The sequence below is a fragment of the Thermomonas sp. genome, from assembly GCF_041919455.1.
GTDB lineage: Bacteria > Pseudomonadota > Gammaproteobacteria > Xanthomonadales > Xanthomonadaceae > Thermomonas.
The window spans coordinates 19,623-46,471 of sequence record NZ_JAYRTQ010000020.1; the positions used below are offsets into that span (position 1 = coordinate 19,623).

General features: G+C 66.9%; 28 protein-coding genes. 13 read left to right on the forward strand and 15 right to left on the reverse strand.

Annotated elements, in window-relative coordinates:
* Positions 1–8: 8 nt before the first annotated feature.
* Positions 9–587 (reverse strand): ECF-type sigma factor, encoded by a 579-nt coding sequence (locus tag ACE3T8_RS12470; protein WP_374609525.1) that lies wholly within the window; start codon positions 585–587, stop codon positions 9–11.
* Positions 588–651: 64 nt separating this feature from the next.
* Complete coding sequence (gene mutM / locus ACE3T8_RS12475; protein ID WP_374609526.1) at positions 652–1,464, reverse strand: bifunctional DNA-formamidopyrimidine glycosylase/DNA-(apurinic or apyrimidinic site) lyase; 813 nt, start codon at positions 1,462–1,464, stop codon at positions 652–654.
* 139 nt (positions 1,465–1,603) lie between these two features.
* Between mutM and ACE3T8_RS12480 the strand changes: the two genes are divergently transcribed.
* Together ACE3T8_RS12480 and ACE3T8_RS12485 are read left to right on the forward strand one after the other, a co-directional pair.
* Positions 1,604–2,803 (forward strand): acyl-CoA desaturase, encoded by a 1,200-nt coding sequence (locus ACE3T8_RS12480; protein WP_374609527.1) that lies wholly within the window; start codon positions 1,604–1,606, stop codon positions 2,801–2,803.
* Complete coding sequence (locus ACE3T8_RS12485) at positions 2,803–3,195, forward strand: hypothetical protein (protein ID WP_374609552.1); 393 nt, start codon at positions 2,803–2,805, stop codon at positions 3,193–3,195. The genes ACE3T8_RS12480 and ACE3T8_RS12485 overlap by 1 nt, the downstream gene beginning before the upstream one ends.
* 12 nt (positions 3,196–3,207) lie before the next feature.
* On the opposite strand, the gene ACE3T8_RS12490 is transcribed toward ACE3T8_RS12485, so the two are convergent.
* The 8 genes from ACE3T8_RS12490 to ACE3T8_RS12525 all read right to left on the reverse strand — a co-directional run bounded on the left by ACE3T8_RS12490 (position 3,208) and on the right by ACE3T8_RS12525 (position 9,029).
* Complete coding sequence (locus ACE3T8_RS12490) at positions 3,208–3,483, reverse strand: hypothetical protein (protein WP_374609528.1); 276 nt, start codon at positions 3,481–3,483, stop codon at positions 3,208–3,210.
* A 79-nt stretch (positions 3,484–3,562) separates the two neighbouring features.
* Positions 3,563–3,970 (reverse strand): hypothetical protein, encoded by a 408-nt coding sequence (locus ACE3T8_RS12495; RefSeq protein WP_374609553.1) that lies wholly within the window; start codon positions 3,968–3,970, stop codon positions 3,563–3,565.
* Positions 3,971–3,972: 2 nt separating this feature from the next.
* A complete protein-coding gene (locus ACE3T8_RS12500) occupies positions 3,973–4,683 on the reverse strand; it encodes a DUF433 domain-containing protein (RefSeq protein WP_374609529.1) in 711 nt (236 codons plus the stop codon).
* 165 nt (positions 4,684–4,848) lie between these two features.
* On the reverse strand, positions 4,849–5,997 hold the full coding sequence (locus ACE3T8_RS12505) for an acyltransferase family protein (RefSeq protein ID WP_374609530.1): 1,149 nt from the start codon (positions 5,995–5,997) through the stop codon (positions 4,849–4,851).
* A 10-nt stretch (positions 5,998–6,007) separates the two neighbouring features.
* Positions 6,008–6,709, reverse strand: coding sequence for an ABC-2 transporter permease (locus tag ACE3T8_RS12510; RefSeq protein ID WP_374609531.1), 702 nt, complete (start codon positions 6,707–6,709; stop codon positions 6,008–6,010).
* Positions 6,706–7,590: an ABC transporter ATP-binding protein gene (locus ACE3T8_RS12515; protein ID WP_374609532.1), complete on the reverse strand. Its 885-nt coding sequence runs from the start codon at positions 7,588–7,590 to the stop codon at positions 6,706–6,708. Before ACE3T8_RS12515 ends, ACE3T8_RS12510 begins: the two co-directional genes overlap by 4 nt.
* Positions 7,587–7,949, reverse strand: coding sequence for a GntR family transcriptional regulator (locus ACE3T8_RS12520; RefSeq protein WP_374609533.1), 363 nt, complete (start codon positions 7,947–7,949; stop codon positions 7,587–7,589). Before ACE3T8_RS12520 ends, ACE3T8_RS12515 begins: the two co-directional genes overlap by 4 nt.
* Before the next feature lie 132 nt (positions 7,950–8,081).
* Positions 8,082–9,029 carry a TolB family protein gene (locus ACE3T8_RS12525; RefSeq protein ID WP_374609534.1) on the reverse strand — a complete coding sequence of 316 codons (948 nt, stop codon included), beginning with the start codon at positions 9,027–9,029 and terminating at the stop codon, positions 8,082–8,084.
* 156 nt (positions 9,030–9,185) lie between these two features.
* Here ACE3T8_RS12525 and ACE3T8_RS12530 point away from each other — a divergent pair, with 156 nt between their 5' ends.
* From ACE3T8_RS12530 to ACE3T8_RS12560, 7 genes are all read left to right on the forward strand, one after another.
* Complete coding sequence (locus ACE3T8_RS12530; protein WP_374609535.1) at positions 9,186–10,076, forward strand: DUF3667 domain-containing protein; 891 nt, start codon at positions 9,186–9,188, stop codon at positions 10,074–10,076.
* Between the two features lie 52 nt (positions 10,077–10,128).
* The gene (locus ACE3T8_RS12535) at positions 10,129–11,835 is read left to right on the forward strand and encodes a TPM domain-containing protein (RefSeq protein ID WP_374609536.1); all 1,707 of its coding nucleotides are present in this window, start codon (positions 10,129–10,131) and stop codon (positions 11,833–11,835) included.
* Positions 11,832–12,149 carry a hypothetical protein gene (locus tag ACE3T8_RS12540; RefSeq protein ID WP_374609537.1) on the forward strand — a complete coding sequence of 106 codons (318 nt, stop codon included), beginning with the start codon at positions 11,832–11,834 and terminating at the stop codon, positions 12,147–12,149. The genes ACE3T8_RS12535 and ACE3T8_RS12540 overlap by 4 nt, the downstream gene beginning before the upstream one ends.
* Complete coding sequence (locus tag ACE3T8_RS12545; RefSeq protein ID WP_374609538.1) at positions 12,146–12,562, forward strand: lysozyme inhibitor LprI family protein; 417 nt, start codon at positions 12,146–12,148, stop codon at positions 12,560–12,562. Before ACE3T8_RS12540 ends, ACE3T8_RS12545 begins: the two co-directional genes overlap by 4 nt.
* Positions 12,563–12,621: 59 nt before the next feature.
* Entirely contained in the window at positions 12,622–13,185 is a 564-nt protein-coding gene (locus tag ACE3T8_RS12550; protein ID WP_374609539.1) for an ECF-type sigma factor, read from the forward strand.
* A 65-nt stretch (positions 13,186–13,250) separates the two neighbouring features.
* The gene (locus ACE3T8_RS12555) at positions 13,251–15,677 is read left to right on the forward strand and encodes a protein kinase (RefSeq protein ID WP_374609540.1); all 2,427 of its coding nucleotides are present in this window, start codon (positions 13,251–13,253) and stop codon (positions 15,675–15,677) included.
* A 119-nt stretch (positions 15,678–15,796) separates the two neighbouring features.
* Positions 15,797–16,423 (forward strand): hypothetical protein, encoded by a 627-nt coding sequence (locus ACE3T8_RS12560; protein WP_374609541.1) that lies wholly within the window; start codon positions 15,797–15,799, stop codon positions 16,421–16,423.
* Between the two features lie 102 nt (positions 16,424–16,525).
* Here the strand turns inward: ACE3T8_RS12560 and ACE3T8_RS12565 are convergent, their stop codons facing one another.
* Both ACE3T8_RS12565 and ACE3T8_RS12570 read right to left on the reverse strand, forming a co-directional pair.
* Positions 16,526–17,263, reverse strand: coding sequence for a M13-type metalloendopeptidase (locus ACE3T8_RS12565; protein ID WP_374609542.1), 738 nt, complete (start codon positions 17,261–17,263; stop codon positions 16,526–16,528).
* Between the two features lie 12 nt (positions 17,264–17,275).
* Positions 17,276–17,635 (reverse strand): hypothetical protein, encoded by a 360-nt coding sequence (locus tag ACE3T8_RS12570; protein ID WP_374609543.1) that lies wholly within the window; start codon positions 17,633–17,635, stop codon positions 17,276–17,278.
* A gap of 136 nt (positions 17,636–17,771) precedes the next feature.
* Here ACE3T8_RS12570 and ACE3T8_RS12575 point away from each other — a divergent pair, with 136 nt between their 5' ends.
* Both ACE3T8_RS12575 and ACE3T8_RS12580 read left to right on the forward strand, forming a co-directional pair.
* A complete protein-coding gene (locus ACE3T8_RS12575) occupies positions 17,772–19,607 on the forward strand; it encodes a putative nucleotidyltransferase substrate binding domain-containing protein (RefSeq protein ID WP_374609544.1) in 1,836 nt (611 codons plus the stop codon).
* Between the two features lies 1 nt (position 19,608).
* Complete coding sequence (locus ACE3T8_RS12580; protein ID WP_374609545.1) at positions 19,609–20,223, forward strand: exonuclease domain-containing protein; 615 nt, start codon at positions 19,609–19,611, stop codon at positions 20,221–20,223.
* Positions 20,224–20,295: 72 nt separating this feature from the next.
* Here ACE3T8_RS12580 and ACE3T8_RS12585 read toward each other — a convergent pair whose 3' ends face one another.
* The 3 genes from ACE3T8_RS12585 to ACE3T8_RS12595 are packed head-to-tail and all read right to left on the reverse strand — an operon-like array spanning position 20,296 to position 23,735.
* Positions 20,296–22,014: a cation acetate symporter gene (locus ACE3T8_RS12585; RefSeq protein ID WP_374609554.1), complete on the reverse strand. Its 1,719-nt coding sequence runs from the start codon at positions 22,012–22,014 to the stop codon at positions 20,296–20,298.
* A gap of 11 nt (positions 22,015–22,025) precedes the next feature.
* Complete coding sequence (locus ACE3T8_RS12590) at positions 22,026–22,343, reverse strand: DUF485 domain-containing protein (RefSeq protein WP_374609546.1); 318 nt, start codon at positions 22,341–22,343, stop codon at positions 22,026–22,028.
* Between the two features lie 21 nt (positions 22,344–22,364).
* Complete coding sequence (locus ACE3T8_RS12595) at positions 22,365–23,735, reverse strand: DcaP family trimeric outer membrane transporter (RefSeq protein ID WP_374609547.1); 1,371 nt, start codon at positions 23,733–23,735, stop codon at positions 22,365–22,367.
* Between the two features lie 201 nt (positions 23,736–23,936).
* Here ACE3T8_RS12595 and acs point away from each other — a divergent pair, with 201 nt between their 5' ends.
* Together acs and ACE3T8_RS12605 are read left to right on the forward strand one after the other, a co-directional pair.
* Positions 23,937–25,874, forward strand: coding sequence for an acetate--CoA ligase (gene acs / locus ACE3T8_RS12600; protein ID WP_374609548.1), 1,938 nt, complete (start codon positions 23,937–23,939; stop codon positions 25,872–25,874).
* Between the two features lie 147 nt (positions 25,875–26,021).
* A complete protein-coding gene (locus ACE3T8_RS12605) occupies positions 26,022–26,678 on the forward strand; it encodes a response regulator (RefSeq protein ID WP_374609549.1) in 657 nt (218 codons plus the stop codon).
* Positions 26,679–26,849: the final 171 nt, after the last annotated feature.

The following is a 26,849-nucleotide window of genomic DNA, read 5'->3' on the forward strand; positions in this document are numbered from 1 at the left end:
TCCCGCCCTCAGGCGGCGGGCGTGTCCCGCAGCGAGGCGAGCAGGAACATGCGCGCCTTCTGCCAGTCGCGCCGCACGCTGCGCTCGGAGCGCTTGAGCAGCGCGGCGATCTCCAGTTCGGACAGGCCGGCGAAGTAGCGCAGTTCGACCACGTGGGTCAGCCGCGGATCGACCGCGGTCAGCCGGGTCAGCGCGGTGTCCAGGCCCAGCATGTCCTCGTCCAGGCGGATGCCGCCTTCGATGTCTTCCGGCAGGTCGGTGACCCGGTGCAGGTCGCCGCCGCGCTTCTGCGCCAGCCGCTGGCGTGCGTAGTCGACCACCACCGAGCGCATCGCCGAGGCCGCATACGCGAAGAAGTGCGCGCGGTCGTCGAACTGCGCCGCACCGGCGGCGCGGCCGATCAGCTTGAGGTAGGCCTCGTGCACCAGCGAGGTGGCATCCAGGGTGTGGCCCTGCTGGCCGGCCAGTTGCCGGCGCGCCATCGTGTGCAGTTCCTGGTACAGCGTGGCCAGCACGCGATCCAGCGCACCGCGGTCGCCATCGCGCGCGGCATCGAGCAGGACGGTGATCTCACCGGCTTCGGTCATTGCGGCAACAGGGGCACTCGGGGGAGCCGGCACTATAACCAAAGGACCTGCCGCACGCGCAGCGTCAGCGCTGGCAGTGCCCGCACCAGGCGGACGCGCGCTGGCCGATCAGTGCCTGCTTGAGCGGACGCCCGCAGCGCCGGCAGGGTTCGCCGCCGCGTCCGTAGGCGGACAGTTCCTGCTCGAAGTAGCCGGGTGCGCCGTCCGGGCTGATGAAGTCGCGCAGGGTGGTGCCGCCGCGGGCGATGGCATGCGCCAGGATCGCCTTCACCGCATCCGCCAGCGCCGCGTAGCGCTCCCGCGACACCTTGCCGGCCGCGCGCAGCGGCGAGATGCCGGCCATGAACAGGGCTTCCGCCGCGTAGATGTTGCCCACCCCGACCACCACCGCCTGGTCCATCAGGAAGGTCTTCACAGGCGCGCTGCGCCCGCGGCTCAGCGCGAAAAGGAAATCCCCGTCGAAGTCGTCCGACAGCGGTTCTGGCCCGAGATCCGCCAGCAGCGGATGGGTCTCGCCCGGCGCCTGCCAGAGCAGGCAGCCGAACCGCCGCGGGTCGTTGAAGCGCAGCACGCGGTCGGAGTCCAGGGCGATGTCGACGTGGTCGTGCGCACGCACCGGCGTGTCCGATGGCAATACCCGCAGGCTGCCGGACATGCCCATGTGCAGCAGCGCGCTGCCGGCCCCGGTATCGAGCAACAGGTACTTGGCGCGACGGCGGATCGCATCGATGCGCTGCCCCGGCAGCAGGTCCTCGACCTCGCGCGGGATCGGCCAGCGCAGGTCGGGCCGGCGCAGCAGCACGTGGTCCACGTGGCGGCCGGCCACGTGCGGCAGCAGGCCGCGGCGGGTGGTCTCGACTTCGGGCAGTTCGGGCATGGCGCATTGTCGCGCAGGCCCGCCGAACCGCGCAGGGCTGAATCCGGCGGCCACCATGCGCCGGCGCAGGGATGGTGTTCGCCCGGGCGTGGCACCATGATGCACACGTGTCCTCCCGGCACCTTTCCCCGAGCCAGCGATGCCCGCGTCCCTCCTTGAATTCCTATCCGGCGGCCTGCTGCAGTTCGGCTGGTGGGCCATGCTGGCCTACCTGCTGGTGGTCACCCAGGTCACCATTTTCACCGTCACCCTGTACCTGCATCGCAGCCAGGCGCACCGCGGCGTCGACTTCCATCCGGTGCTGGCGCACTTCTTCCGCTTCTGGAGCTGGCTGACCACCTCGATGATCACCCGCGAATGGGCGGCGATCCATCGCAAGCACCACGCCAAGTGCGAGACCGAAGAGGATCCGCACAGCCCGATGCACAAGGGCATCGGCAACGTGCTGTGGAAGGGCGCCGACATGTACCGCGAGTCGCGCCTGGACCGCGCCAGCATCGAGCAGTACGGCAAGGGCTGCCCGGACGACTGGATCGAACGCAAGCTCTACACGCGCCACGCGACGCTCGGCGTAGTGCTGTTGCTGATCGCCAGCTTCGTGCTGTTCGGCGCCAAGGGCGTGGCGGTGTGGGCGATCCAGATGGCATGGATCCCGTTCTGGGCGGCCGGCGTGATCAACGGCCTGGGCCACTGGTGGGGCTATCGCAACTTCGAGACCACCGACACCGCGACCAACCTCACCCCATGGGGCGTGTGGATCGGCGGCGAGGAACTGCACAACAACCACCATGCCTTCCCATCGTCGGCCAAGTTCGCCCTGCGCAAGTGGGAGTTCGATATCGGCTGGGCGGCGATCAAGTTGCTGGAAAAACTCCGCATGGCCAAGGTGCTGCGCGTCGCGCCGAGCCTGGACGTGCGCCCGAACATCGCGATGCCGGACACCGAAACCGTCAAGGCGCTGCTGGCCTGCCGCTTCCAGGCGATGACCGACTACCAGCGCAAGGTGCTGATGCCGGCCCTGCGCGAGGAAGCCGCGAGCGCCGGCGCCAAGCTGCGCGCGATGCTGCCGCGCAAGCTGCGCAAGGGCATGGTCGACGACGGCCGCTGGTTGAAGCCTGAAGCACGCGAACAACTGGACCGCTGGATCGCCGAACGCCCGCGCATCCAGGCGCTGATCGAACACCGCAAGCGCCTGGCCGACGTGCTGGAAAGCCGCGGCCACGACACCGGCGAACGCCTCAGGCGCCTGCAAGCCTGGTGCGCCGACGCCGAAGCCAGCGGCGTGCGCGTGCTGCAGGAGTACTCCGCGCGGCTGAAGGGCTACGCACTCGCCGCATGATGGCGCGCGGAAAAAACAAAAAGGGGACGGAGGGAATTAAGCAAACACGCTTAATTCCCTCCGTCCCCTTTTTGTTGCTGTTCCTGGCATTTGCGCTGCCGATGCTGGCGAACGCACAGGTGCAACGCACCGGCGACTATTTGTCGAAGATGGATCGCGACGGCGACGGCAAGGTCTCGCTGGCCGAATACCAGGACTGGCTGACCTACGCCTTCGATGGCATGGACCGCGACCGTGATGGCATGCTGTCGGCTGCCGAACAACCCGGCGGCAAGGGCCAGCCGCTGACCCGCGAACAACATCGCGCGCGCCTGGCGGAACGCTTCCGCAAGCAGGACGCGAATCGCGATGGGTTCCTCAGTGCGCGGGAGTTGGCGGCACCGCCGCAGTAGGATGAGGGCAACTCAGTCTCGAGGTTGCCAACGCACGCAGCGAAGTTCCGACGCCACGCGGGCATCATCTGCATCCGTCGTAAGCCAGAGCACGCCGCTTTCGTCCATCGCGATCCCTTCCACCTTGGGATCGCCTTCCAGCCGTTCACTCCGGGCCACTGCGCCATCGTGGCCGCAGACCGCCAGTATGGATCCAAGGCAGCGGCCGTCGTCGTAGGCGTTCGTCGTGTCTTCGGCCACCGCGCTGAGGAGCCATCCACCTTCTGCGAAGAAAGGTGTCAGGGACAATTAAGTCCAACGGAAAGAGCCTGCCTCAGCGAGGAAGAAAGGTGTCAGGGACAATTAAGTCCAACGGAAAGAGCCTGCCTTAGCGAGTGAGGCGCACTTGCTCAAATTTGCCCTTGCCGACTTTGCGCCACGGCACGCGAAACACTGCAGGCGGAAGCATTGATTCCGCGTGCTCCACAATGCGAGGCCACCACTGAATTAAGCGAGCGGCTTTCTCAAACTCAGGCTGCGACGCCCATCCCTTGTCCAGCACGAATACGATCAAGCCTGCTGATGCGATGGCATCACGTTCAATCTGACGCCGGTAATGATGATCTTGTGTGATGTGCACCTGCACTTTTGCCTTGGCAACAGCCGCGAACAGGTCAACATCTGGAGTGCCCTTCGGGACCAGCTCCAAGACATGTATTACTTGGTGATCGTCGGCTTCGGCGAGACAATTCAATGCCCTAGCGAGGGCCTTTGATAGATTCTCGTCGATCTGCACCTTCAAGCAGACGGCGTCCTAGACTCAAATTCCAGTGCTTTGCGCACGGTAGCTAACGGCACCTCGTACAACTTTGCGACCCGCTTCTCGTTGCCACCTTCGGCTCTTACTGCGTCAAAGATGGCAATGGTCGGAATGTCGAATTCCGCAAGAATCGGCTGCCCAAACTTACGCGCAGGGTCGAACACAATGGACTTGGATCCTCGCAGAGGAAACCAGCGAGAGGCCTCACCGTGCATGTCGAGTTCTACACCCTCACGTAGCGATGGACCGATAACTTTTTGGATGACGTTTTGTTGTTTCTCAACGTCTACCAAGGATTCATCGCCCGACTCTTCAACTACTTCCATGAAGATTCGCTTGCCGTCTGTTCGGAATCTTTTGCAAGTGAACGGATACGGCGTAGAAAAGCGCTCGCGCGCCACTTCCAGAGTGCGGCGTATAACCTGCAACGACACGCCCTCATTGCGGAAAGCATGAACGAATCGAAGTTCGATCAAGTCTTTAAAGCCGAGGCCTTCAAAGTCCGTATCGGCAAGCTGAGTCCGCCACAACGGCGATGAGAAGGACTCCTCTCCGCTACGTGTTTTATGAGGATAGCCAAGAGTCCAACGACGCAACTCACGAGGCTTCGCACCGATGAAGCGCGCAGCATCGGCAAAGGAGTAGACCCCTAGGCCAAAAGTGCCTTGCGATTGCATTGGGATGCCCATGGAAGTCAGTCTATCGGATGGATCGAGCAGGAAGCTAGGCGCCGGGCCTAGCAGAGTGCCAAGGCGATCTCGCATGGATTGAGATTGACCTTGGCCAGGCTTGTGGGAAGTTGGCGAATCCGCCAGCGATCTGTTGGAGATGACAATTCTGGCAGCGTCTTCATGTCAACGACTCGAATCGTGCGTCTTCGCGTGCTTGCCGTTGAGCAATCTCCCCATCAGCGTATGCCGCACCACCAACCGATAACTCACGAACGACAGCGCAAACGTCGCCAGCACCGCGATCGCGAACTTCGCCATCCAATGCAACGGCACATCCAGCAAGCGGTACTGGATCGCGAACAGCAGCGGCAGGTGGACGAGGTAGGTCCAGTACGAGGCATCGGCGAGCCAGCGCATCGTGGGGCTGCGCCTGTCGAACCAGCGCTTGCCGGCGAGCAGGCACCACAGCGTCATCCACAGGCCGGCATACGCTTCCAGCGCGGCATGCATGGCGTGTTGCAACGTCGTCGGGCGGGTCAGTGCGAACCCATCGGTCAACCGGAACAGCAAGGCGTAAGCCAGCGCTGCGCCGACCAGCAACGGCATGGACAGGGGACGCAAGCGATCGAGAATCTCGTGCCGCTGGAACAGCTGGTAGCCCAGCGCGAAATACAGGCCGAAGAACGCCATCGCCCACAGTGACGGCAACACGAATTCCGGTGCGGGCCAGGGCGCGGTGGTGCCGGACAGCGCGAGGGTCAGCGGCAGCGGGAACAGCAGGATGAGGGCCAGCGGCGGCAATGCCGCAATGCGTTCGCCGATGCGCTGCAGACCGAGCGTGGACGCGACCCAGGCCAGCACGGTGAACAGCAGCAGGTAGAACAGGAACCACAGGTGCGCCCAGCCCGGCAGGGATGGCAGCGCGCCATGCTGTTCGATCCACCCGCGCATCCACACCAGTGCGGGCGATGGATGCGTGGCGTTGGCGACGGCTTGCATCGTCAACCAGTGCATGCTCACCAATACCAGCGGCAGGAACAGCAGCAGCGGCAGCAGCACGCGCGCGGCGCGGTTGCGGAACAGGCCGGCCATGCCGCGACGCGCGACCAGCAGCGCGGCGAAGAAGCCGGCGACGACGAAGAACAGCGGCATCCGGAACAGATGCAGGAACCACGCGACGGCATCGACCGCGATCGACCGGCCCGCATCGGCGAGAGGCCAGATCGGATGCATCAACGGGCTATAGGCCAGCGCGGCATGGAAGACCACGCCGGCGAGCATCGCCAGCGCGCGCAGGTTGTCCATGTGGTGGACACGTTCGCCGGCCTGCATCGCGTTGCGCTCAGAGGAACGAGGCCTTGCGCGCATGCACCCAGGCGGCAATGAGGATACCGATGCCGATCACCGCAAGTTCGCCGCCGATCAGGGCGAGCACCTGCGGGCTCCAGACGATGGCATCGCCCTGCAGGTGCTCGCGGATGCCCGGCATCCAGGTGACCCAATAGAGGAATGGGCCGATCAGGGTCATCAGCGCCAGCATCGCGAACACGTTCCAGCCTTCGGAATCCACCGCGATCACCATGCACAGCGAGAGGCAGAACTGGGCCAGCATGAACAACGCGACCACGATCACCCAAGGTACCGCGCCGTCCGGGCGCGGCGTGGTCAGCACCAGCGCCAGCAGGCCGCCGCTGACCAGCAGGAACGGCGCCAGGAAGATGACCAGGTTGGCCAGCAGCTTGCCCCAGAACACATCCATCGGCGTCACCGGCAGGCTCATCACGAAGGGCTGGGTCTGTTCCTTGCGTTCGGCCATGATCGAGGATGCGATCGCGAACATTCCCACCACGATCAGCAGCACCAGCAGCAACAGGCCGCCGGCCGCGGATACCAGCGGCGTGCCCGTGCCGACCAGCCCCAGCGCAAGCAGCAGGCCGGCGACGTACCCGGCCAGCTGCTTCTGGTAGACCTGCCAGTCCTTGACGATCAGCTTGCCGACCATCGCGGCATCCGATGCAAACCAGTTCCTACCGAACCCGTTCATGCGTTGTGGCTCCTGCGCACGGTGGTGACGAAGATGTCTTCCAGCGGCATCGGTTCCACCGATTCCACGGTCAGTCCCAGCGCCTGCAATGCAGGCAGCGTCGATGCATCGAACGCGCCGGTCTTGAGTTCGACCAGCGGCGCGCTGTCGCGCACCGAGGCGATGCCGGGCAGGGCGCGTACCGCATCCGTCATCGCGCCGCGGCAGACGATGCGCCGCCAGCCGTCCAGGAACGATTCCTTGTCGCGCGAGGCGATGACCTTGCCGCCGTGCAGGAAGGTGATCGAATCGGCGATCTGCTCGATGTCGGCGGTGTTGTGCGAGGAAAACAGGACCGAGCGTTCCTCGTCGCGCAGCACGTCGGCGATGGCATCGAGCACTTCGCCGCGGGCGACCGGATCCAGCCCGGTGGTCGGTTCGTCGAGCAGCAACAAGCGCGGATGGCGGGCGAAGATCAGCAGCAGCAGGGCCTTGACCCGCTGCCCGTGCGAGAACCCGCGCAGCGCCTGCTGCGGCCGCAGGTCGAAGCGCCTGAGCAGGGTCTGCGCGTACGCCTCGTCCCAGTGCGGATACACGCTGCGGATGAAGTCCATATGCCAGCGCAGGGTCTGCCCGCGATACAGGCGCATGTCGTCGGACGCATAGCCGATCTCGCGCTTCACCGCGACCTGCGCCTGCGGCAGGCGCTGGCCGAGCACATGGACCTCGCCGCCATCGGCGCGGATCAGCCCCATCAGCAGGCGCAGCAGCGTGGACTTGCCCGCACCGTTGACGCCGACCAGGCCCATCACCTGGCCGCGCGGCAGGGTGAGGTCGATGTCGTGCAGGGCGAAGTCGTCGTAGCGCTTGCGCACGCCGGTCAGCGCGATGGCGGGAGTCATGCCGGTGTTCCCTTGTCTGTCGATGTCGATGCGTCGAATGCGTCGCCGACACGCTCGAGCAGGGCGTCGCGGTTCAGTCCGAGTTTCGCGGCCGCGTCCAGCAGCCCCTGCAGTAGCGAATCGAATTCCGCGGTGGCCAGGCCGCGCGTCGCATCCAGTGCATCGGCGACGAACGAGCCCTTGCCGTGGCGGGTGACGATCACTCCCGAGCGTTCCAGTTCCAGGTAGGCGCGCTTCACCGTGATTACGCTGACCTGGCAGTCGCTCGCCAGCTCGCGGATCGACGGCAGCGGAGCGCCGGCCTGCCATGCCCCGGACATCACCTTGGCGACCACCTGCTCCACGATCTGCGCGTACATCGGCGCGCTGCTGTGCGGGGAGAGGAGTAATTGGTTGCGCATGCACGGCCCGAGCAACTGTATATAGCGAATATATACAGATAATCTCAGTTGTCAAATCCGCACTTCCGAGTTGCCCGTCCGCGGTGACGCTCAGCGATACGCTTCCGCCGACCAAGGCATCACGTACAGGTCGCCCTGTCCGTTGCCGGCGTTGCGCAGGTAGGCGTCGAGTTCCGAGGTCGACAGCGGGCGCTCCGGCAATGGCTCCATCACGCTGCGACGCTCCGCGAAGTACAGCCAGCGCCCCGTCGCATCGACGAAGGGCGTGAACACGCCACTGGCACCGGGTCGGTTGAACGGTGCACCCAGGTTGCGTGGCGTGCTCCAACTGTCGCCGTCGCGGACGCTGATGTACAGGTCGTTCTCGCCGATGCCGCCGGGCCGGTTCGACAGGAACAGCAGGTAGCCTTGGTCCGGCGCGATCCAGTGGTTGGATTCGTCGGCGTCGGTGTTGATCGGCGCGGGCAGGGGCTCGGCGCGGGTATAGCCGTCCGGCGTGGCGCGCGCGCGCATCAGGTCGCGCTGGCCGAGGACGCCGTCTCGTCCGGAGACCGCGAAATAGAGCGTGCCGTCCGCCGCAATGGAACTGTTGGTCTCCGAGCCGGGGCTGTTGACCGCATCGCCGAGGTGGCGTGGCTCGCTCCAGCCGCCACTCGGCAAGCGATCCACCCGCCACAAATCGAAATCCGCGCGCCGCGCGCCACCGGCCTGCACAGGCCGGTTGGACGCGAACACCAGATAACGGCCATCGGGACTCATGGCGGGATCGATGTCGCGGTACTGGCCGGAGAACGCCGCCACGCGCGGTGCCTGCCAGCGGCCATCCGCTCCCTTGGTGGACTCCATGATGACCTGCACGCGATAGCCGCGGTCGGCCTTGTTGAACCACAGCGCATCGCCCTGCGGGCTCATCGTGAAACCCCATTCGTCGTCGCCGGTGGACAGCACGCCGGGGGCGAGCACGCGCGGGGTGGGCGCATCGGCGGCATGCGCGGCGATGCAAAGCAGGGTCAGCGTGGCGGCGGCAAGCAGGCGCATGGAGGTTCTCCAGTGGATGGTGGCAGGGGAGATACGCGGGCCGGCGGGATTCCCTGACGCGGAAGGAAGGCGGGAGCAGGACGCATGTTCGTCGCCGCCGCATGTCAGGAACGTCCACGTTGGCGCGTATCCCCGGTGTCCAGTCCCGGAGGCCACATGGCCGACGCCGCCCGCATCCCGAAGACGAGCCGCGCATTGCGTGCACGCATTCGTGCCACCACGCGCGACATGCTGCGCGGCCTGGTGCCGGGCGGCAGTGCGATCCAGCTCGCACAGACCGATGCGCCGCTCGACGACGCGCACTTCGAGGCCGCGCTCTGCCGCAACTGCGGCATCGAACGCCACACCCCGCATTGCGGTGCCTGTGGCCAGAAGGCGGTGGCGCGGTTCTCGCGGCGCGACGTGTGGGACGAGGCCTGGCAGAGCTGGCGGGTGTTCGAACTGGCGATCGTGCATGCGGCATTGCGGCTGGTGCGTGCGCCCGGGCTGGTGGCCCGCGAATACGTGCTGGGTGCGCGCAAGCGGCATGTGCATCCATTGAAGCTGCTGCTGTTTGCGGTGGCGCTGCTGGTCGTGGTGCTGGACAGGACCGGCTATCTCACCGCAGGCCAGACCACGCTGTCCGCGCAGATGCAACTTGTCTCGGACTGGGCGCGCTGGTCGTTCAGCCTGGGCCTGTTCGCCATCGTCATCGCGACGCGGGTGGTGCTGCCAAAGCGCCTGGACTACAACCTCGTCGAGCACCTGGTGCTGGCGTTGTACGTGCAGTTCGTGGTGATCGTGGCGAACCTGCTGAACCTACTGCCGCTGTTGTTCCTCGATGCGGATGCTTGGGCGCCGCCGTGGCGGCGGGCGTCCGCGTACTACATGACGCCGCTCGAGCTCGCGTTGGTGGGCATCGCCTGCGTGCAGTTCTTCCGCCTCGACTGGCGGCGCGACGCATGGCGCATCGCCGCCGCGCTCGCGGTGTTCTTCCTCGCCAAGAAAGTGCTGCTGTTCGCCTACGGGCATTTCATCCAGCAGGTCGTGCTTGCGCACTCCGGCTGATCCGTCTTTTTCTTTTTTCATTGCATCGGACATCTCCATGAACCTTTCTCGCATGCGTGTTTCCTCCCTGGCCTTCGCCGTGCTGGCCGCCGCGGGCTGCGGCAAGGCCCCAGCGGTCGAAGCGGCAGGCAGTCCGCCGCAAGCCGCGCGCACGACGGCCGATGCCAACCTGGTCGCGGCGCAGATCGCCGATACGTTGCAGGCCTGTTCCTACGATGGTCGTCCGGTGCAGTTCGGCATGGGCGGCGCGGCGCCACGCGACTGCCGCGACATGATCGAACAGGTGATGGCGTTCACCGGCCTGCCGCAGAACTTCGACGTGACCGAAGCTGATGTGCCGAACGCCGCGGCGGCAATCCTGCTCGACCAGCAGAAGCTGCCGCACCGGGTGATCGCATTCAATCCGCGGTTCATCGAACTGGTGCGCCGGGAAACCGGCGGCAATCCCTGGTCGGCGGTCAGCATCATGGCCCACGAAGCCGGCCACCACCTTGCCGGCCACACCATCCAGCCCGGCGGCAGCCAGCCCCCGATCGAACTGGAGGCCGACAAGTTCAGCGGCTTCGTGCTGTACAAGATGGGCGCGAGCCGTAGCGACACGCTGAAGGCCATCAACACGCTGGTGCCGGAAGCGGTGCCCGGCGACAGCACCCACCCGGGACGCAGCCAGCGCGCAGCGGCGGTCGGCGATGGCTGGGATTCGGCATGCCGGCAGACCGGTCGAGGCGATTGCGCCAGCGGCGCGCCCGGCAGCGCGCCGGCCGCCGGCATCGGGGGCACCGTCGCGCAATCGCCGGTGGCGCAAGAACCGGCCGTCGACATCGACATCGGCGCCGTGCCCGCGATCCCGACCGCCACGCCGTCGCAAGCGCCCGTGCCGCCATCGGCATCGTCCACCGCGGTGGTGCTGCCCACGCCCGATGCGAACGCGTTGCCGAGCAAGGGCACGCAATTCGTCTACGACGAGTACGGGATCCTCGATCCGAAGATCGTGGCCGACGCGGAACGGCAGATGTACGACCACGCCAAACAGCACGGCGTGGAGATCGTGACCATGCTGGTGAAAGACCTGCATGGGATGACCGCCGAGCAATACGGCTGGGCGATGATGCGGCAGTTGCGCGTGGGCAAGCTGGACGTGGGCAACGGCGCGGTGCTGGTGCTCGCGCCCGACCAGGGTCAGGCCGCGGCGGTGATGGGGCCGGGGGTGGCGTTGGAGATGGCGCACCAGGACAAGGCTGCGCAACTGCAGCGCTGGATCGAGTCGGCGTGGCCGCAGTGCAAGCGCAAGAACGCCTGCGGCAACTGGACCGAGAACATGCTGCTGGCCGCCGACCACATCCGTCGCGACACCGACGACTGGGAGTGGACGGTGCGTTACCAGAGCCTGGGCGACATGCTGAAGCAGTCGCAGGCCGAGAACGGGCAGTCGCTGCGTCCGCAGGACAGCAAGGTCTGGCACAAGATCGTGCGCTTCGGCGGTACCGTGGTGGATCTCGCGCCGAAGCCCGGGATCAAGGCGGTCTGGGTGGATGGCGACCGCGTCACCGCCGGTCGTCCGGCCAAGGCGGTGCACGTGCGCAGCGATGAAGGCCTGACCGTGGTGCTCTACCTCGATCCGCGCACCGAGGGCCTGATGCCGGGGGGTGCCCTGCAGGCCGGCAAGCGCTACGTGTTCACCGGGCGCGAATCGTTCCTGTCGTGGAACCCGAAGGACACCCAGGCCATCGACCTGCTCAGTTACGTGCAGGCCCGATGAGCGCGCCGCGCGTCGCCGCCGGCATCACCTTCGCCTGCATGCTGGTGTTGGCACCTGCATGGATGGTGCTGGCCCTGCTGGCCGGCAATGGCTTCAACACCGCGCAAGGCAAGGTGCTGGTGGGTGGCGTGGGCGGGTGCCTGCTGCTGGCGTTGTTCGCGGCGCCATGGTCGGCGCTGCGGATGAGCCGTGCATTGCAGCGGAAGATGCCGGATCCGCTCGCCGCCGTCGCCGGCATCGGCGCAGCGCTGCTCGCGGTATTGGCCGGATTGACGCTGGCGACGGGCGTGTTGCTTGGCGTGCTGGCGGGATGAAGGCCTTCGCGATCCCGCTCCTGCTGCTCGCCGGCACGGCCCATGCTGGAGATCATTGGTGCGGGCTGCCAAGCGCGCATCCGCTCGATGCTGCCCACGCGCTGGCGATGGAGGCGAGCGGCGGCGTCACCGTCGACATGCACGATGCGCAAACCGCGGCCTTCGAGGGGTGGGATGGCGAACTCAACCGGCTGTATCGCGACGCGATGCAACAGTTCGGCAAGGACATGCGCGCCGATGCGTTGCGCACGGCGCAGCGCGCCTGGCTGGCCTGGGACCGGGCGGAAACACGCAGCGACCTGGCCCAGCAGGCGGACGGCGGCAGCAGCGGACCGCTGATCGTGACCGCCCTCGCGACACAGCGTCGCCGCGCGCGGGCCTGCACCTTGCACGACATGCAGGACGCGCCATGACGAATTGACCCTGTGCCGGTGGCAATGGATCATCCGGCATCCCCCGCCAGCCGCCTTCCATGTCATCGACGGACGACATCACGCAACTGATGCAGCGCTGGAGTGCAGGCGACGGCGGCGCGCTGGACGCGCTGCTGCCCAAGGTCTACGCGGAGCTGCGTCGGCTCGCGCGCATCCAGCTGGGCCGGCAGCAGGGGCACGACACCCTGCAGGCCACCGCGCTGGTCAACGACGTGTTGCTGAAGCTGATCGACCGCGACGTCCCGCAGCGACTGGAGAGCCGCGCGCACCTCTACAACACCGCCGCGCGGATGATGCGCCAGCTGCTGGTGGACCGCGCCCGCAGCGCGAATGCCGACAAGCATGGCGGCGGCTGGCTGCGCGATGACTTCACCCGCGCGCTGGACCTGCCGATCCCCGAGCAGACCCGCCTGCCGGAGCTGGACGCGGCGCTGACCGAACTCGCGGCGCTGGAGCCGCGCATGGCGCAGGTGGTGGAGCTGCGCTACTTCATCGGCCTGAGCGTGGCCGAAGTAGCGGCGATGCTGGAACTGGAGGAACGCACCGTGTATCGGGACTGGGCCGCCGCGCGCGCATGGCTGAAGGACCGGCTGGGCGATTGACGCATGGGCGATGTCATGCAGCGGCATCGCATTGCGTATCCCGTCCAGCATCGACAGACCCTGGCATGACCACGACCGACGCCACCTTCGAACAACGCGCCTTGCGCCTGGTCCGCGACCTGCTGGACATGGAGGCATCGGCACGCGCCACGGCGCTGGCTGGCATCGAGCCGGAACTGCGGGCGCGGGTGGAAACGCTGCTGTCGCGGGTGGCGGACGACGACCTGCGCGACGCGCCGCTCGACCAGCGCGTCGGTCCCTACCAGTTGCTCGAACGCATTGGCCAGGGCGGGATGGGCGAAGTATTCCGCGCGCGCCGCGTCGATGGCGCGTTCGAGAAGGACGTGGCGATCAAGCGCATCTGGGCCGGTCACGCATCGCTGGCCGCGCGCTTCGTGCGCGAGCGGCAGGTGCTGGCGCGACTGCAGCACCCGCACATCGCGCAGTTGCTGGACGGCGGCATCGACGATGCCGGCAAGCCCTGGCTGGCGATGGAGCTGGTGGGTGGCGATGACATCGCCACCTGGTGCGACGCGCAGGGCGCATCGCTGGCGCGTCGCGTGGAATTGTTGGCACAGGCCTGCGATGCAGTGGACCATGCGCACCGGCAACTGATCGTGCATCGCGACATCAAGCCGTCGAACATCCTGGTGGACGGGGAAGGTCACGCCAAGCTGCTCGATTTCGGCATCGCCCGCCTGCTGGACGAGGACGACGGCGAGCGCACGCAGACCCATGCGATGACCCCGGCCTGGGCGGCGCCGGAACAGCAGCAGGGCGATCCGGTCACCACCGCCAGCGACGTCTACCAGCTCGGCCTGGTGGCGCGAGCGCTACTCTCCGGCTTGCCGCGCGCCGGCAGCGCCGCGCGCATGTCGGCCGAGGTCGCGCGCCTGCGCCGGGAGTCGCCGGCGACGGTCGATGCACTCGCGCGCGGGCGCGGCACCACGCCCGAAGGCCTGCAGCGGCAGTTGCGTGGCGACTTGGACAGCATCATCGCGCTGGCCACCGCGCGCGATCCGGACGAGCGCTACCCGAGTGCACGCGCCCTGGCGGATGACCTGCGCGGCTGGCTCCGCGGGAATCCCGTGCAGGCACGTCGCGACGAGCGCGGCTACCGCCTGCGCCGCGCCGCGCGCCGCTGGTGGCCGGCACTCGCCGCAGGCGTCGCCGGCCTGGCGTTGCTCGGCTTCCACTTCCACAGCCTGAGCAACGCACTGGGGCATACCGAACGCGAACGCGCGCGCGCCGTCGCCGCCGAGCGACAGGCCGCCGTCGATCGCGCGCAGGCGGAACGCGAGCGCGATGCCGCGCAGGCGGTCAGCGGCTACCTGGTCACCCTGTTCCGCGCCGCAAGCCCGGCCGCCACCCGCGGTGGCGAGATCAGCGCACGGGAGCTCCTGCGCAAGGGCGAGACGCAACTGGAGGAGGCCGTCGCCGGCGCGCAATCGCCGCCTGCGGTCGGCGCGATCTGGCAGGCGCTGGCGCAGGTGCACAACGAGCTCGGCGAATACCCGCGCGCGCTGGAACTGCAGCAGCGCGCCGTCGCCCAGCTGCGTCGCGACGGCAATCCGCAGGCGCTGGCCGAAGCGCTGCGGGTGCAGGCATGGGCGCACTATTTCCAGGACGACCCGCGCCATTTCCTCGAGCACGCGCAGGCATCGCACCGTCTCCTGGTCAGCGCCGGGCTGGCCGATGGCCCGACGTTCGCGAAGACGTCATCGGCCCTGGGGTTGGCGTATTTCGTCAACGGCCAGCCCGATCGCGCCTGGCCGCAGTTCGATGCGTCGGTCGCGCTGGGCCGCAAGCTGGGCCCGAACGCGACCGACGCGCACCTCAAGAACCTGCTGAACGCCATTGCCGCCGCCAACGAAGCCGGCGAGCACGCGCGTGCCTATGCCTGGCTGGCCGAAGCCGAAGCCACCGCGATGCAACTGCGACAGCGCAACACCGACAGCGAATTGATGGTCGGCGCGCAACTGGGCGTCACCCTGCGCCGGCTCGACCGCCTGCCGGAAGCACGCGCGCGACTCGAACCGATGGTCGTGCGTGCGCGCCAGCATTACGGGCTGGGCCATCCGCGCCTGGCCTTCGTCCAACTGGAACTGGCCGCGCTCGACCTCGCCCAGGATCGCCCGGAGGATGCGTTGGTGCGCATCGACGAACTGGAAAGACTGGCCGCCAACGCCTTCAGCGCGGGCCACAGCACCCACGCCGACCTGGCGGGCCTGCGCGGCGTCGCGCTGCTGATGCTGGGCAGGACCGACCAGGCGCGCGCGTCACTCGCTCGCGCTCGCGCGGTGCGGGGTGCTGCTTACACCGCGGAGGTCCGCGGTGACCTGGAGCAGGTTGCAATGGCGCGCAGCACCTGCGATGCAGGATTGCAGGACAAGGTGGCGCAGTTCACCGACTCCAGGCGGGCCGAGCCCTGGCAGCAGCGGCTCGGACAGCGGTGGCTCGGCGAATGCGCACGCGCGCATTCGCGCGGCTGATCGAATCAGCCCAGGCGTTTGTTGCGCAGGTAAATCGATCGTGTCGATGTCAGGCTTTGCCGCATCGCCGCGTATCCCCGGGACCGCGCCAGTCAGGCGCTTTCCCGGAGATCCCCCCGATGCGCCTTCGCCACCGTCCTGTCCCGCTCGCCGCCGCCCTGCTGCTGGCCCTCTCGCTGCCACCGCTGGCTTTCGCCCATGACGCGCAGAACCAGCAGATCAAGAACCTCGCCGCCGGCACCGACCCCACCGATGCGGTGAACCTGCACCAGCTCGAGCAGGCCAGCGTGCAACTGAATGCCGGCGTGCAGAAGAAGTTCGAGGCCGCGCAGGACTTGGCCGATGCCGGCGATGCGGCCACGTTGGCGGCATCGAAGACCTACACCGATACCACCGCCACGCAGACGCTGGCCTCGGCGAAGGCCTACACCGACGCCAGGTTCGCGGCATGGACCGACAGCTTCACCCAGTACAGGCAGCAGGTGGACACGCGCTTCGCCCAGACCGATCGCCGCATCGACCAGATCGGTGCGATGGGCAGCGCGATGACCCACATGGCGGTGAACGCGGCGAACGGCGATTCCGCGAAGGGCCGCATCGCGCTTGGCGTCGGCGCGCAGGGCGGGCAGGGCGCAGTGTCGATCGGCTATGGCAAGCGCATCGGCGACCGCGGTTCGTTCTCGTTCGGCGCGAGCTTCGCCAGCGGCGAATCCTCCGTGGGCGGCGGCTTCGGGTTCGATCTCTGAGCGACAGCACGAGCACGTGCGAGGCAGCATCGGCGCTGCCGCAGCGGAAAACGAAACGCCCGGCATTGCCGGGCGCCTTCGCATGCGGCGGTCGTGCTGCGATTACCAGATCTTCACCCGCTCCTCGGGCGTCAGGTACAGCGTCGCGGTGTCCGGGACCTTGAACGTCTCGTACCAGGCATCGATGTTGCGCACGGTCAGTGCACGCCAACGCGCCGGGGGGTGACCACCTCCGATCACCTGCGCGCGCAGCGATTCGCAGCGGAATTTCGCCCGCCATGCCTGGGCGAAGGCGAGGAAGAAACGTTCGTCGCCGGTCAGTCCGTCGATCACCGGCGCCGGCTTGCCGTCCAGCGACGCGTGGTACGCGGTGTACGCCGCCTGCAGGCCGGCCACGTCGGCGATGCTCTCGCCGAGCGTCTGTTCGTCGTTGAGTGTCAGGCCCGGCAATGCCTCGTAGCCGTTGTATTGCGCCATCAGTTTGTCGGTGGCGGCCTTGAAGTGCGCGGCGTCCTGTGGCGTCCACCAGTTGCGCAGGCGACCTTCGGCATCGAACTCGCTGCCGAGGTCGTCGCAGCCGTGACTGACCTCGTGGCCGATCACCGCGCCGATCGCACCGTAGTTCGCGGCATCGTCCGCCTTGGGATCGAAGAACGGCGCTTCCAGGATCGCGGCCGGGAAATTCATCGCGTTCTGCAGCGGCAGTTGCACCGCGTTGACCGTCTGCGGGGTCATCCGCCATTCCTTGCGGTCGGGTGCCTTGCCGAGCTTGGCGGTCTGGTGGCGGTACTCCGCCTGCTCCGCGCGCAGGCGGTTGTCGAGCGGATCATCACGCTTCACCTCGAGCGACGACTAGTCTCGCCAGCTGTCCGGGTAGCCCACGCCCACCAGCATGGTGTCCGCCTTGGCCTTGGCGATCTTCTTCGTTTCCGGCGACATCCACGCCAGCTTGTCCACGCCGTCGCGGAATGCGGCCAGGATGTTGCTCACCATGCCTTCGACCTTGGCCTTGGACGATGCCGGGAAATACTGCTTCACGTACAACTGGCCGATGGCATCGCCGAGCGCGCCGTCGGTGGCCCCGATCGCGCGCTTCCAGCGGTCGCGCTGCTGGCTGGCACCTTGCGTGGCGCTGGTGCTGCGGTCGCAGGCGGGGAGTGTTGCGAGGACGGCCATCGCCAGTGCGGCACGTCGAAGGGAAGTGGAACGCATGGGCAAGACCTTGCGTGGATGGCCCGTGCATCCTGCGCCGATCCGTCGTGCGGGCATGTGCAGGAAGTCAGTCCGGGCGCATGCGGCCAAGGTCGAATGGCCGCCTGCGCGCCGCGACTGCCACAATCGGGGGATCATGCCCCGCGGAGGGATCGTGGAAGCCGCGCCCGGACTCGACCTTGGCCAGCCGCCGTTCGACGTGCTCGACGATGCCGGTCGCGTACGCCTGTCTGCGCACGTGGACATGGCGTATCACGCACGCGGCGAGGACATCATCACCGCAGGCGCGCCGTCCGGGCACGTCGTGGTGATCCTCAAGGGCCAGGTGCACGCCTTCGACCTGGATGCCACCGGCCGCGAACAGCGCTTCGCCGATTACGGCACCGGCGACATCTTCGGTGCGTGGGCAGTGATGGCTGGGCGTGCGCGCCACAGCTATCGCGCGGACACCGACGTGGTCAGCTTCCTGATTCCGGCGGAGGTCTTCCGCACCTTGCTGACGGACTATCCCGCCTTCGCCGCCTGGTTCCAGGAAGGCCTCGCAGTGAAGGGCCGGCTCGCGGATCGCGCGCGCGGATCGGAACTCGCCGAGCTGATGGTCACCCAGGTGGGCGCGGCGCAATTGGCGCCGGTGGTGCGCGTCCCGGCCGGCATCGGCATCGCCCACGCCAGTGCACGCCTGCGCGAGGAACGCGTGGAATGCCTGTTGGTGGACGACCCGGCGCATCCGGAGCCGGGCGTGGTCACCCGCACCGACCTGCTGGATGCACTCACGTTGCGCGGGCTGCCGGTGGACGCACCGGTGGGGCCGCTGGCCACGCGGCCGTTGATCGTACAGCAGACCACCGACCTGCTGTTCCAGGCGCTGGTGACGATGGCCGAGCGGCATATCGAACGCGTGGCGGTGCGCGAGGATGGCGCCATCGTCGGTACCCTGGGCATGGCCGAAGTGCTGTCGCACTACGCCAGCCACTCGCACCTGATCACCTTGCGGCTGGCGCGTGCGCGCACGCTGGAGGACGTAGCCGATGCCGCGCGCGGGATGACCCGGCTGGTGCGCACCCTGCACGCACAGGGCGTGCGCATGCCGGCATTGATGGAACTGGTCAGCGCGCTCAACAGCCGGGTGATGGCGCGGCTGTTCGCGTTGCTGGTGCCGCAGGACATGCAGGGCCGCATCTGCCTGCTGGTGCTGGGCAGCGAAGGCCGCCGCGAACAACTGTTGAAGACCGACCAGGACAACGCGCTGGTGGTGGACGATGCGCTCGACGCGCCGGAACTGGATGCGGTCATGGCGCGTTTCAGCCAGGCGATGGGCGATGTGGGTTATCCGCCCTGTCCGGGCAGCGTGATGGTGTCCAATCCGCATTGGCGGATGACCACGACGCAGTGGCGACACCGCCTCAACGGTTGGCGTTCGCAGCATGACGCGCAGGCCGCGATGGATCTTTCGATCACCCTGGATGCGCGGCCGGTGGCCGGCAATGCCGCGTTGTTCGCGCCGCTGGATGCGCAGATGCAGGCGCTTGGCGGCGACGAACGCCTGTTGCACGCGATGGCGGCGGCAGTCCTGCAGTTCGAGGCACCGTTGTCGTTCTTTGGCCAACTGCGCCAGGGCGAACGCGGGCTGGAGCTCAAGCGCGGCGGCATCTTCCCGATCGTGCATGGCCTGCGTTGTCTGGCGTTGAAACACGGGATTGCCCAACGCAACAGCTTTGCCCGTTGCGAGGCGTTGATGCAGGCTGGCGCATTGGATGCCACGCTGGGCCGCGACCTGGCGCAGACGCTGGCGGTGTTGCAACGCTTGCGGCTGGATGCGCAACTGGCCACGCTCGATGCCGGCGGCGTACCCGATAACCTGGTGCAACCCACGTCGCTGCGCCGGCTGGACCGCGAGCTGCTGCGCGACGCGCTGCGCGTGGTCAAGGCGTTCCAGCAGCACGTGCGCGGCGTGTTCCACCTGGGCGATTGACATGCACCCGCTGTCGCGCTGGTGGATGCGGCGCCGCCACGGCGCGGGCGAATGGGGCGGCCTGTTCGCAGCGGCCGCCGATGGCGAATGGGTCAGCCTGGACCTGGAAACCACCGGCATGAATCCGGCGAAGGATCACATCCTCAGCCTGGCCGCGGTGCCGGTGCGCGATGGTCGCCTGCGATTGTCCGAGCGCTTCGAGCGACGCGTGCACACCGCGCGTGCGTTCGGCATCGAATCCATCCGCCACCACCGCATCACCCCCGATGAAGCCAGCAGCGGCGAACAGGTCACCGATGTCGTGCGCGATTTCCTGCAGTGGTTGGGCAGCCGGCGCCTGCTCGGTTACTACCTGGGCTTCGACCTGGACATGCTGGCGCCGCACGTGCGTGCGCTGGCCGGATTCGCATTGCCCAACCCGGTCGTCGACCTGGGCGGTGAAGTGGCGATCTTGCAGCGCCGGCAACGACCGGATGCACCGGTCAACCTGGACTTCGCCCACATCGCCGAGACGTTGGGCGTGCCGATGATCGCGCGTCATACCGCGCTGGGCGATGCCACCACCGTGGGTCTGTGCTGGCTGGCGTTGCAGCGGCGCGGTTGGCCCGCGAATTAGGATCTCGCGGGTTCGACAAAAAAAGACGCCGGCATTGCTGCCGGCGTCGGGCATCCCCGGGGGAGGGTGGGATCAGTGACCCGATGCGCCGCTGGCGCCCAGGCCGGTCTCGGCACGCACCTGCTGCGCCCTGTACGCCGCGCGTTCCTTCGTCGCCTGTGCACTGCGGTCGGTGATGGAGAAGAACCAGATGCCGATGAAGGCGATCGCCATCGAGAACAGCGCTGGTGAGGTGTACGGGAACCATGCGGATCCCGCCGGATTGCCCAGCGTGGCTTCCCACACGGACGGCGAGACCAAGGTCAGCACGACCGAGGAGATCAACCCCAGGAAACCGCCGATCACCGCACCGCGGGTGGTGCAGTCCTTCCACAGCAGCGACAGGATCAGCACCGGGAAATTGGCCGAAGCGGCGATGGCGAAGGCCAGCGACACCATGAAGGCCACGTTCTGCTTCTCGAACGCGATGCCCAGCAGGACTGCGACCACGCCCAGCGCCAAGGTGGTGATGCGCGAGACCTTCAGCTCCGCGGCGCTGTCCGCCTTGCCCTTCTTCAACACAGTGGCATACAGATCGTGCGAGACCGCCGACGCGCCGGACAGGGTCAGGCCGGCCACCACCGCCAGGATGGTGGCGAACGCGACCGCCGAGATGAAGCCGAAGAACACGTTGCCGCCGACGATCTTGGCCACCAGCACCGCTGCCATGTTGGCCGCGCCTGCGCCGCCCTTGATCGTGCCGGCATCGGCCATCTCGGGATTGGTCAGCACCAGGGTGATCGCGCCGAAGCCGATGATGAAGATCAGGATGTAGAAATAGCCGATCCAGGTGGTCGCCCAGAACACCGACTTGCGCGCTTCCTTCGCGTTGGGAACGGTGAAGAAGCGCATCAGGATGTGTGGCAGTCCGGCGGTGCCGAACATCAGCGCCATGCCGAACGAAATGGCCGAGATCGGGTCCTTGATGAAGCCGCCGGGCCCCATGATCGACAATCCCTTTTGCGTCGCGCCGGCCACTTCCTCCGGTGATGTCGCGGCCGCTGCGGCCAGCTGGGTTTTCACTTCCACGCCCTTGGCGAACAGCGCTTCCGGGCTGAAGCCGTACTGCGACAGCACCATGAAGGCCATGAAGGTCACGCCGGTCAGCAGCAGCACGGCCTTGATGATCTGCACCCAGGTGGTCGCGGTCATGCCGCCGAACAACACGTAGACCATCATCAGCACGCCCACGATCACCACCGCGATCCAGTATTCCAGACCAAACAGCAGCTTGATCAGCGCACCGGCGCCGACCATCTGCGCGATCAGGTAGAACGCCACCACCACCAGCGTGCCGGAGGCGGCGAAGGCGCGGATCGGCGTCTGCTTGAAGCGATAACCGGCGACGTCGGCGAAGGTGAACTTGCCGAGGTTGCGCAGGCGTTCCGCCATCAGGAAGGTGATGATCGGCCAGCCGACCAAAAAGCCCACCGAATAGATGATGCCGTCGAAGCCGCTGGACATCACCATCGCGGAAATGCCCAGGAACGAGGCTGCGGACATGTAGTCGCCGGCGATCGCCAGGCCATTCTGGAAACCGGTGATGCCGCCGCCCGCGGTGTAGAAGTCGGAGGCGGAACGCGTTTTGCCTGCGGCCCATTTGGTGATCCACAACGTGGCCACCACGAACATCGCGAACATGCTGATCGCCACCCAGTTGGTGGGTTGCTTGTCGACCGCACCCAGCTCGCCGCCGGCGGCGAAGGCGGTGCCGCACACCAGCATGGTCGCCAGCGTGGCGGACATGCGCATCAAGGAAGTCTTCATGGGGCGGCGTCCTTCAGGATGTCGGCGGTCAGGCGGTCGTATTCGCCGTTGGCGCGGCGCACGTAGAGTCCGGTGATGGCAATGGTGAACACGATCACGCCGAACGCGATCGGGATGCCCAGCGAGGTGACACCGGCACCGATCGGCTTGGCCAGGAACTCCTTGTCGAACGCGATCAGGCCGATGAAGCCGTAGTAGACGAACAGCATCATCACGGTCAGCAACCAGCCCAAGCCGTTGCGCTTGCGCTTGAGTTCCTGGTATTTCGGGTGGGCCTCGGTCTTGGCCACCATGGGGTCGATTGCGTCGGACATGCGGGTTCTCCGGTGGATGGCTCAGAAGCTGTACTTGATGGAGGTGTGCAGGCGTCGCAGGTCGCCATCGGCGCCGCTCTCCACCTCGCGATTGCCCCAGATCAGTTCCGCACCGATGTCGAGCTTCGGGAACGGACTGTAGATCAGGTTGGCGTGGATCGATTGCGCGGATTCGGTGACGCCGAAGCCGGTCCAGTCGGTGTCGTTGTCGAACTGCGCGCGCGAGAACATCAAATTTCCCCGCAGCTTGGGATCGAACACGTGCCGCCAGGCCACGAAGCCGGCCAGCACGCCGGTACCCTCGATGTCGGAGCCGGTCGCGTCCAGCGCACCGTCCGCGCCCAGCGCGAAGCCCACGTAACGGCCGATGCCTTGGCCGCCGGTGAGCATGTAGCGGATGTCGTCGTTCTTGCCGATGTTGAACTTGCCGGATGCGCTCACGCCGAAGCCGTTGCCGCTCGCGCTGGTGGTGGCGGTGTCGTGGCGCAACTGCCGGGCCAGGCCGGCGACGCTGACATGGCCCCAGTCGCCTTTCTTCGTCCAGCGCACGCTGATGTCGGGCAGCGCGCCGTCGTCGCTGTTGGTGCGCGTGGTGCTGCGATAGCCGGTGAGCACCGTCTGCGGATTTTCCAGCGCCACCGAGAACGCGCCGCTGGTGTAGCGCAACTGCGCCTGGCGGACGAAGGTGGTGCCTTCGGTCGGGCCGACGAAATCCACCGCATCCGGCAATGCCGCCACGTCCTGGAAGTTGGACCAGGTCTGGCCGGCCAGCCACTTGTCCCAGGTCACGTAGGCCTGGCGCAGGGTGAGCGCATGGGTGTTGGTCGCGGCCTCGTTGCCCAGCTGGTTGCTGCCACCACCGAACAGGTCGAACTCCAGGTAGGCGCGGGTCTTGTGGCCCTGCGTCTCGCCATCGGCAGCGAACCAGAAGCGCGAGAACTGCGCATGGGTGTCGATGTCCACATGCGATTCGTCGGCGCCGCCGACCGGGATCGCGCTGGGCAGGTAGAACATGCGGCCGGCACTGCCGTCGGCGATCTCGCCGGCATTGGTGTCGGTCGCCATCGCATCGACCTTGATGAAGCCGCCGTAGCTGAAACGGCCATTCGGACTGCCGGCGGTGAGGATCGGCGTGCCCTGGATCGCCTTCGCCGGATCGGGGGCCGGTGCGGCCTGCGCCACTTTGACCTGGTCCAGCTGCGCCTTGGCATCGACCAGGCTGGCCTGCTGCTGTTGCTGCGCACCTACCAACGCCTGCACCTGCGCTTCCAGCTGCGCGATGCGTGCTTCCAGTTCGCGTTCTTTCGCGGTCTGCGCCACCGCCATGCCGGGCGCCAGCAAGGCCAGCGACATTGCCAGGGCCAGCGGTCGACGCGGAATCCTGATGGTCATCGTGGTCCCCTCCCAGGGCACTGTGTGTTCACGGCCACTGGAGGTTGCGCGCGTGGTCCGCGGCAGGGCCATTCGCCTTTCGTCGCAATTCAGGCTGTTTTCGACCATCGTCTAAGCCCCATGCAGCAACGCAGGCGAATGGATGCGGCACACTTGGTTCGTGGCCGTATCTCCGCACCACGCCTGCAACGGAGCGATGACATGAGTGACCTGTATCCGGTTGATCCCGCCTTCGACGCCAGCATCAATGGCGAAGCGTATGCGCGCATGTGCGCCGCGGCCGCTGCCGATCCCGACGGTTTCTGGCGCGATGCCGCGCAGCGCCTGCAGTGGTATCGCGCGCCGACGCAGATCAAGGACGTCAGTTACGACCTCAAGGATTTCCGTATCCGCTGGTTCGCCGACGGCGAGCTCAACGCCAGCGTCAACTGCCTGGATCGTCACCTCGACACGCGCGGCGACCAGGTCGCGCTGATCTTCGAGCCCGACAGCCCCGATGCGCCGTCGCAGCGCATCACATATCGCGAACTGCATGCCCGCACCTGCAAGCTCGCGAATGCGCTGCGCAATCTCGGCGTGCAGAAAGGCGACCGCGTCACCATCTACCTGCCGATGATCCCGGACGCAGCCGTGGCCATGCTCGCCTGCGCGCGCATCGGCGCCGTGCATTCGGTGGTGTTCGGCGGCTTCGCCCCGCAGTCGATCGCCGACCGCGTGCAGGACTGCGGCACCAAGCTGATCATCACCGCCGACGAAGGCCTGCGCGGCGGCAAGAAGATCCCGCTCAAGGGCAATGTCGACGAGGCATTGAAAATGCCCGGCACCAATACCGTCGAAACAGTGCTGGTCGTGCGCCACACCGGCGGCGCGGTCGACATGCAGATGCCGCGCGACCGCTGGTTCGATGCGGTGGTCGACGATCAGCCTGACACCTGCGAACCCGAGCGCATGAACGCGGAAGACCCGTTGTTCATCCTGTACACCTCCGGCAGCACCGGCAAGCCGAAGGGCGTGCTGCACACCACCGGCGGTTACCTGCTGTGGGCGGCGTACACGCATGAGCTGGTGTTCGACCTGCGGCCCGGCGATGTGTACTGGTGCACGGCGGACGTGGGCTGGGTCACCGGCCACAGCTACATCGTCTACGGCCCGCTGGCGAACGGCGCGACCGAGGTGATGTTCGAAGGCGTGCCGAACTACCCGAACGTCTCGCGCTTCTGGGAGGTCATCGACAAACACCAGGTCACGATCTTCTACACCGCGCCGACCGCGATCCGCGCGCTGATGCGCGAAGGCGCGGAGCCGGTGAAGCGCACCTCACGCGCATCGTTGCGCCTCCTCGGCAGCGTCGGTGAGCCGATCAATCCGGAAGCATGGCGCTGGTACTACGAAACCGTTGGCGACAGCCGCTGTCCGGTGGTCGATACGTGGTGGCAGACCGAGACCGGCGGCATCCTGATCTCGCCGCTGCCCGGCGCCATCGACCTCAAGCCCGGCTCCGCCACCAAGCCGCTGCCCGGCGTGTATCCCGCATTGGTCGATGCGAACGGCGGCCTGCTCGAAGGCGCGACCGAAGGCAACCTCGTCCTGCTGGATTCCTGGCCCGGCCAGATGCGCAGCGTGTACGGCGACCACCAGCGTTTCATCGATACCTATTTCAAGACCTATCCCGGCATGTACTTCACCGGCGACGGCTGCCGCCGCGACGAGGACGGCTATTACTGGATCACCGGCCGCGTGGACGACGTGATCAACGTCAGCGGCCACCGCATCGGCACCGCGGAAGTGGAGAGCGCGCTGGTTTCCCACGCCAAGGTTGCGGAAGCGGCGGTGGTCGGCTTCCCGCACGACATCAAGGGCCAGGGCATCTACGCCTACGTCACGTTGCTGGCCGGCGAAACCGAGAGCGAAGAACTGCGCAAGGAACTCGTCGCTTGGGTGCGCAAGGAGATCGGACCGATCGCCTCGCCGGACCACTTGCAATGGGCGCCGGGCCTGCCGAAGACGCGCAGCGGCAAGATCATGCGCCGCATCCTGCGCAAGATCGCCGAGGACGCACCCGACCAGTTGGGCGACACCAGCACGCTGGCGGATCCTTCGGTGGTCGATTCGCTCGTTCGGAATCGCAAAGGAAGTTGACGAGAGGAAAAAGGGGTCAGAGTGAATTTTTCGCCGAGCACGTTTGGCGAGGAAAAGGGGTCGGAGTGAATTTTTCGCCGAGCCCGTTCGACGAAGTCCGGAAGCCATGTCGAAAAACTTCACTCTGACCCCTTTTCCGTAGACGCCATGACCACCCTGTTGATCGCCGACGATCACCCGCTGTTCCGCGAAGCCCTTCGCGGCGTGGCACTGCGCCTGCTGCCCGGCGCGCGCATCCGCGAGGCCGAGAACGCCGACGCGCTGTACGCGATGGTCGATGCCGAACCCGATGCGGACCTGCTGTTGCTGGACCTCAACATGCCCGGCACCCAGGGCTTCTCCGCGCTGGTGCACCTGCGCGCCGCGCATCCGCAGCTGCCGGTGGCGATGGTGTCCGCGCGCGAAGAACCCGAAGTGATGCGCCGCGCGCTGGACCATGGCGCGATGGGCTTCATCCCCAAATCCTCCGATGCCGCCACGCTGGCCACCGCATTGCAACAGGTGCTCGACGGCGAACGCTGGGTGCCCGATGCCGCACTGGCTGCCGCGCCCATCGCCGACGACGAACGCGCCATCGCCGCGCGCGTGCGCGAACTCACCCCGCAACAGTTCCGCGTGCTGCAGATGCTCGGCACCGGCCTGCTCAACAAGCAGATCGGCTACGAACTCGGCGTGTCGGAAGCCACCATCAAGGCGCACATGAGCGCCATCCTGCGCAAGCTCGGCGCCAACAACCGCACCCAGGCCGTGTTGATCGCCGGCAAGCTGGCGGTGGATCCGGAGACGGTGGTGGCGCACAGCTAGTGATGGCTGCTATCAGCCGAGGCTGTGTGAAAACTCCCCCGTCCCTGGCAAGATTCAAGCACCAGTTGATGGGTGCTCTGCATGAAGCGATTCGTCGATGGAGTTGATCGTTCCCAAGGCCTTCTGCTCCCTGATCGGCTGGAAGACTACGTCGACGAAGACAACCCAGTG

Bases quoted from the DNA above. Each gene is read 5' to 3' on its own strand.
- ACE3T8_RS12470 (WP_374609525.1), bottom strand. From the start codon at position 587: ATGACCGAAGCCGGTGAGATCACCGTCCTGCTCGATGCCGCGCGCGAT.
- mutM (WP_374609526.1), bottom strand. From the start codon at position 1,464: ATGCCCGAACTGCCCGAAGTCGAGACCACCCGCCGCGGCCTGCTGCCG.
- ACE3T8_RS12480 (WP_374609527.1), top strand. From the start codon at position 1,604: ATGCCCGCGTCCCTCCTTGAATTCCTATCCGGCGGCCTGCTGCAGTTC.
- ACE3T8_RS12485 (WP_374609552.1), top strand. From the start codon at position 2,803: ATGGCGCGCGGAAAAAACAAAAAGGGGACGGAGGGAATTAAGCAAACA.
- ACE3T8_RS12500 (WP_374609529.1), bottom strand. From the start codon at position 4,683: ATGGGCATCCCAATGCAATCGCAAGGCACTTTTGGCCTAGGGGTCTAC.
- ACE3T8_RS12505 (WP_374609530.1), bottom strand. From the start codon at position 5,997: ATGCAGGCCGGCGAACGTGTCCACCACATGGACAACCTGCGCGCGCTG.
- ACE3T8_RS12510 (WP_374609531.1), bottom strand. From the start codon at position 6,709: ATGAACGGGTTCGGTAGGAACTGGTTTGCATCGGATGCCGCGATGGTC.
- ACE3T8_RS12515 (WP_374609532.1), bottom strand. From the start codon at position 7,590: ATGACTCCCGCCATCGCGCTGACCGGCGTGCGCAAGCGCTACGACGAC.
- ACE3T8_RS12520 (WP_374609533.1), bottom strand. From the start codon at position 7,949: ATGTACGCGCAGATCGTGGAGCAGGTGGTCGCCAAGGTGATGTCCGGG.
- ACE3T8_RS12525 (WP_374609534.1), bottom strand. From the start codon at position 9,029: ATGCGCCTGCTTGCCGCCGCCACGCTGACCCTGCTTTGCATCGCCGCG.
- ACE3T8_RS12530 (WP_374609535.1), top strand. From the start codon at position 9,186: ATGGCCGACGCCGCCCGCATCCCGAAGACGAGCCGCGCATTGCGTGCA.
- ACE3T8_RS12535 (WP_374609536.1), top strand. From the start codon at position 10,129: ATGCGTGTTTCCTCCCTGGCCTTCGCCGTGCTGGCCGCCGCGGGCTGC.
- ACE3T8_RS12540 (WP_374609537.1), top strand. From the start codon at position 11,832: ATGAGCGCGCCGCGCGTCGCCGCCGGCATCACCTTCGCCTGCATGCTG.
- ACE3T8_RS12545 (WP_374609538.1), top strand. From the start codon at position 12,146: ATGAAGGCCTTCGCGATCCCGCTCCTGCTGCTCGCCGGCACGGCCCAT.
- ACE3T8_RS12550 (WP_374609539.1), top strand. From the start codon at position 12,622: ATGTCATCGACGGACGACATCACGCAACTGATGCAGCGCTGGAGTGCA.
- ACE3T8_RS12555 (WP_374609540.1), top strand. From the start codon at position 13,251: ATGACCACGACCGACGCCACCTTCGAACAACGCGCCTTGCGCCTGGTC.
- ACE3T8_RS12560 (WP_374609541.1), top strand. From the start codon at position 15,797: ATGCGCCTTCGCCACCGTCCTGTCCCGCTCGCCGCCGCCCTGCTGCTG.
- ACE3T8_RS12570 (WP_374609543.1), bottom strand. From the start codon at position 17,635: ATGCGTTCCACTTCCCTTCGACGTGCCGCACTGGCGATGGCCGTCCTC.
- ACE3T8_RS12575 (WP_374609544.1), top strand. From the start codon at position 17,772: ATGCCCCGCGGAGGGATCGTGGAAGCCGCGCCCGGACTCGACCTTGGC.
- ACE3T8_RS12580 (WP_374609545.1), top strand. From the start codon at position 19,609: ATGCACCCGCTGTCGCGCTGGTGGATGCGGCGCCGCCACGGCGCGGGC.
- ACE3T8_RS12585 (WP_374609554.1), bottom strand. From the start codon at position 22,014: ATGCGCATGTCCGCCACGCTGGCGACCATGCTGGTGTGCGGCACCGCC.
- ACE3T8_RS12590 (WP_374609546.1), bottom strand. From the start codon at position 22,343: ATGTCCGACGCAATCGACCCCATGGTGGCCAAGACCGAGGCCCACCCG.
- ACE3T8_RS12595 (WP_374609547.1), bottom strand. From the start codon at position 23,735: ATGACCATCAGGATTCCGCGTCGACCGCTGGCCCTGGCAATGTCGCTG.
- acs (WP_374609548.1), top strand. From the start codon at position 23,937: ATGAGTGACCTGTATCCGGTTGATCCCGCCTTCGACGCCAGCATCAAT.
- ACE3T8_RS12605 (WP_374609549.1), top strand. From the start codon at position 26,022: ATGACCACCCTGTTGATCGCCGACGATCACCCGCTGTTCCGCGAAGCC.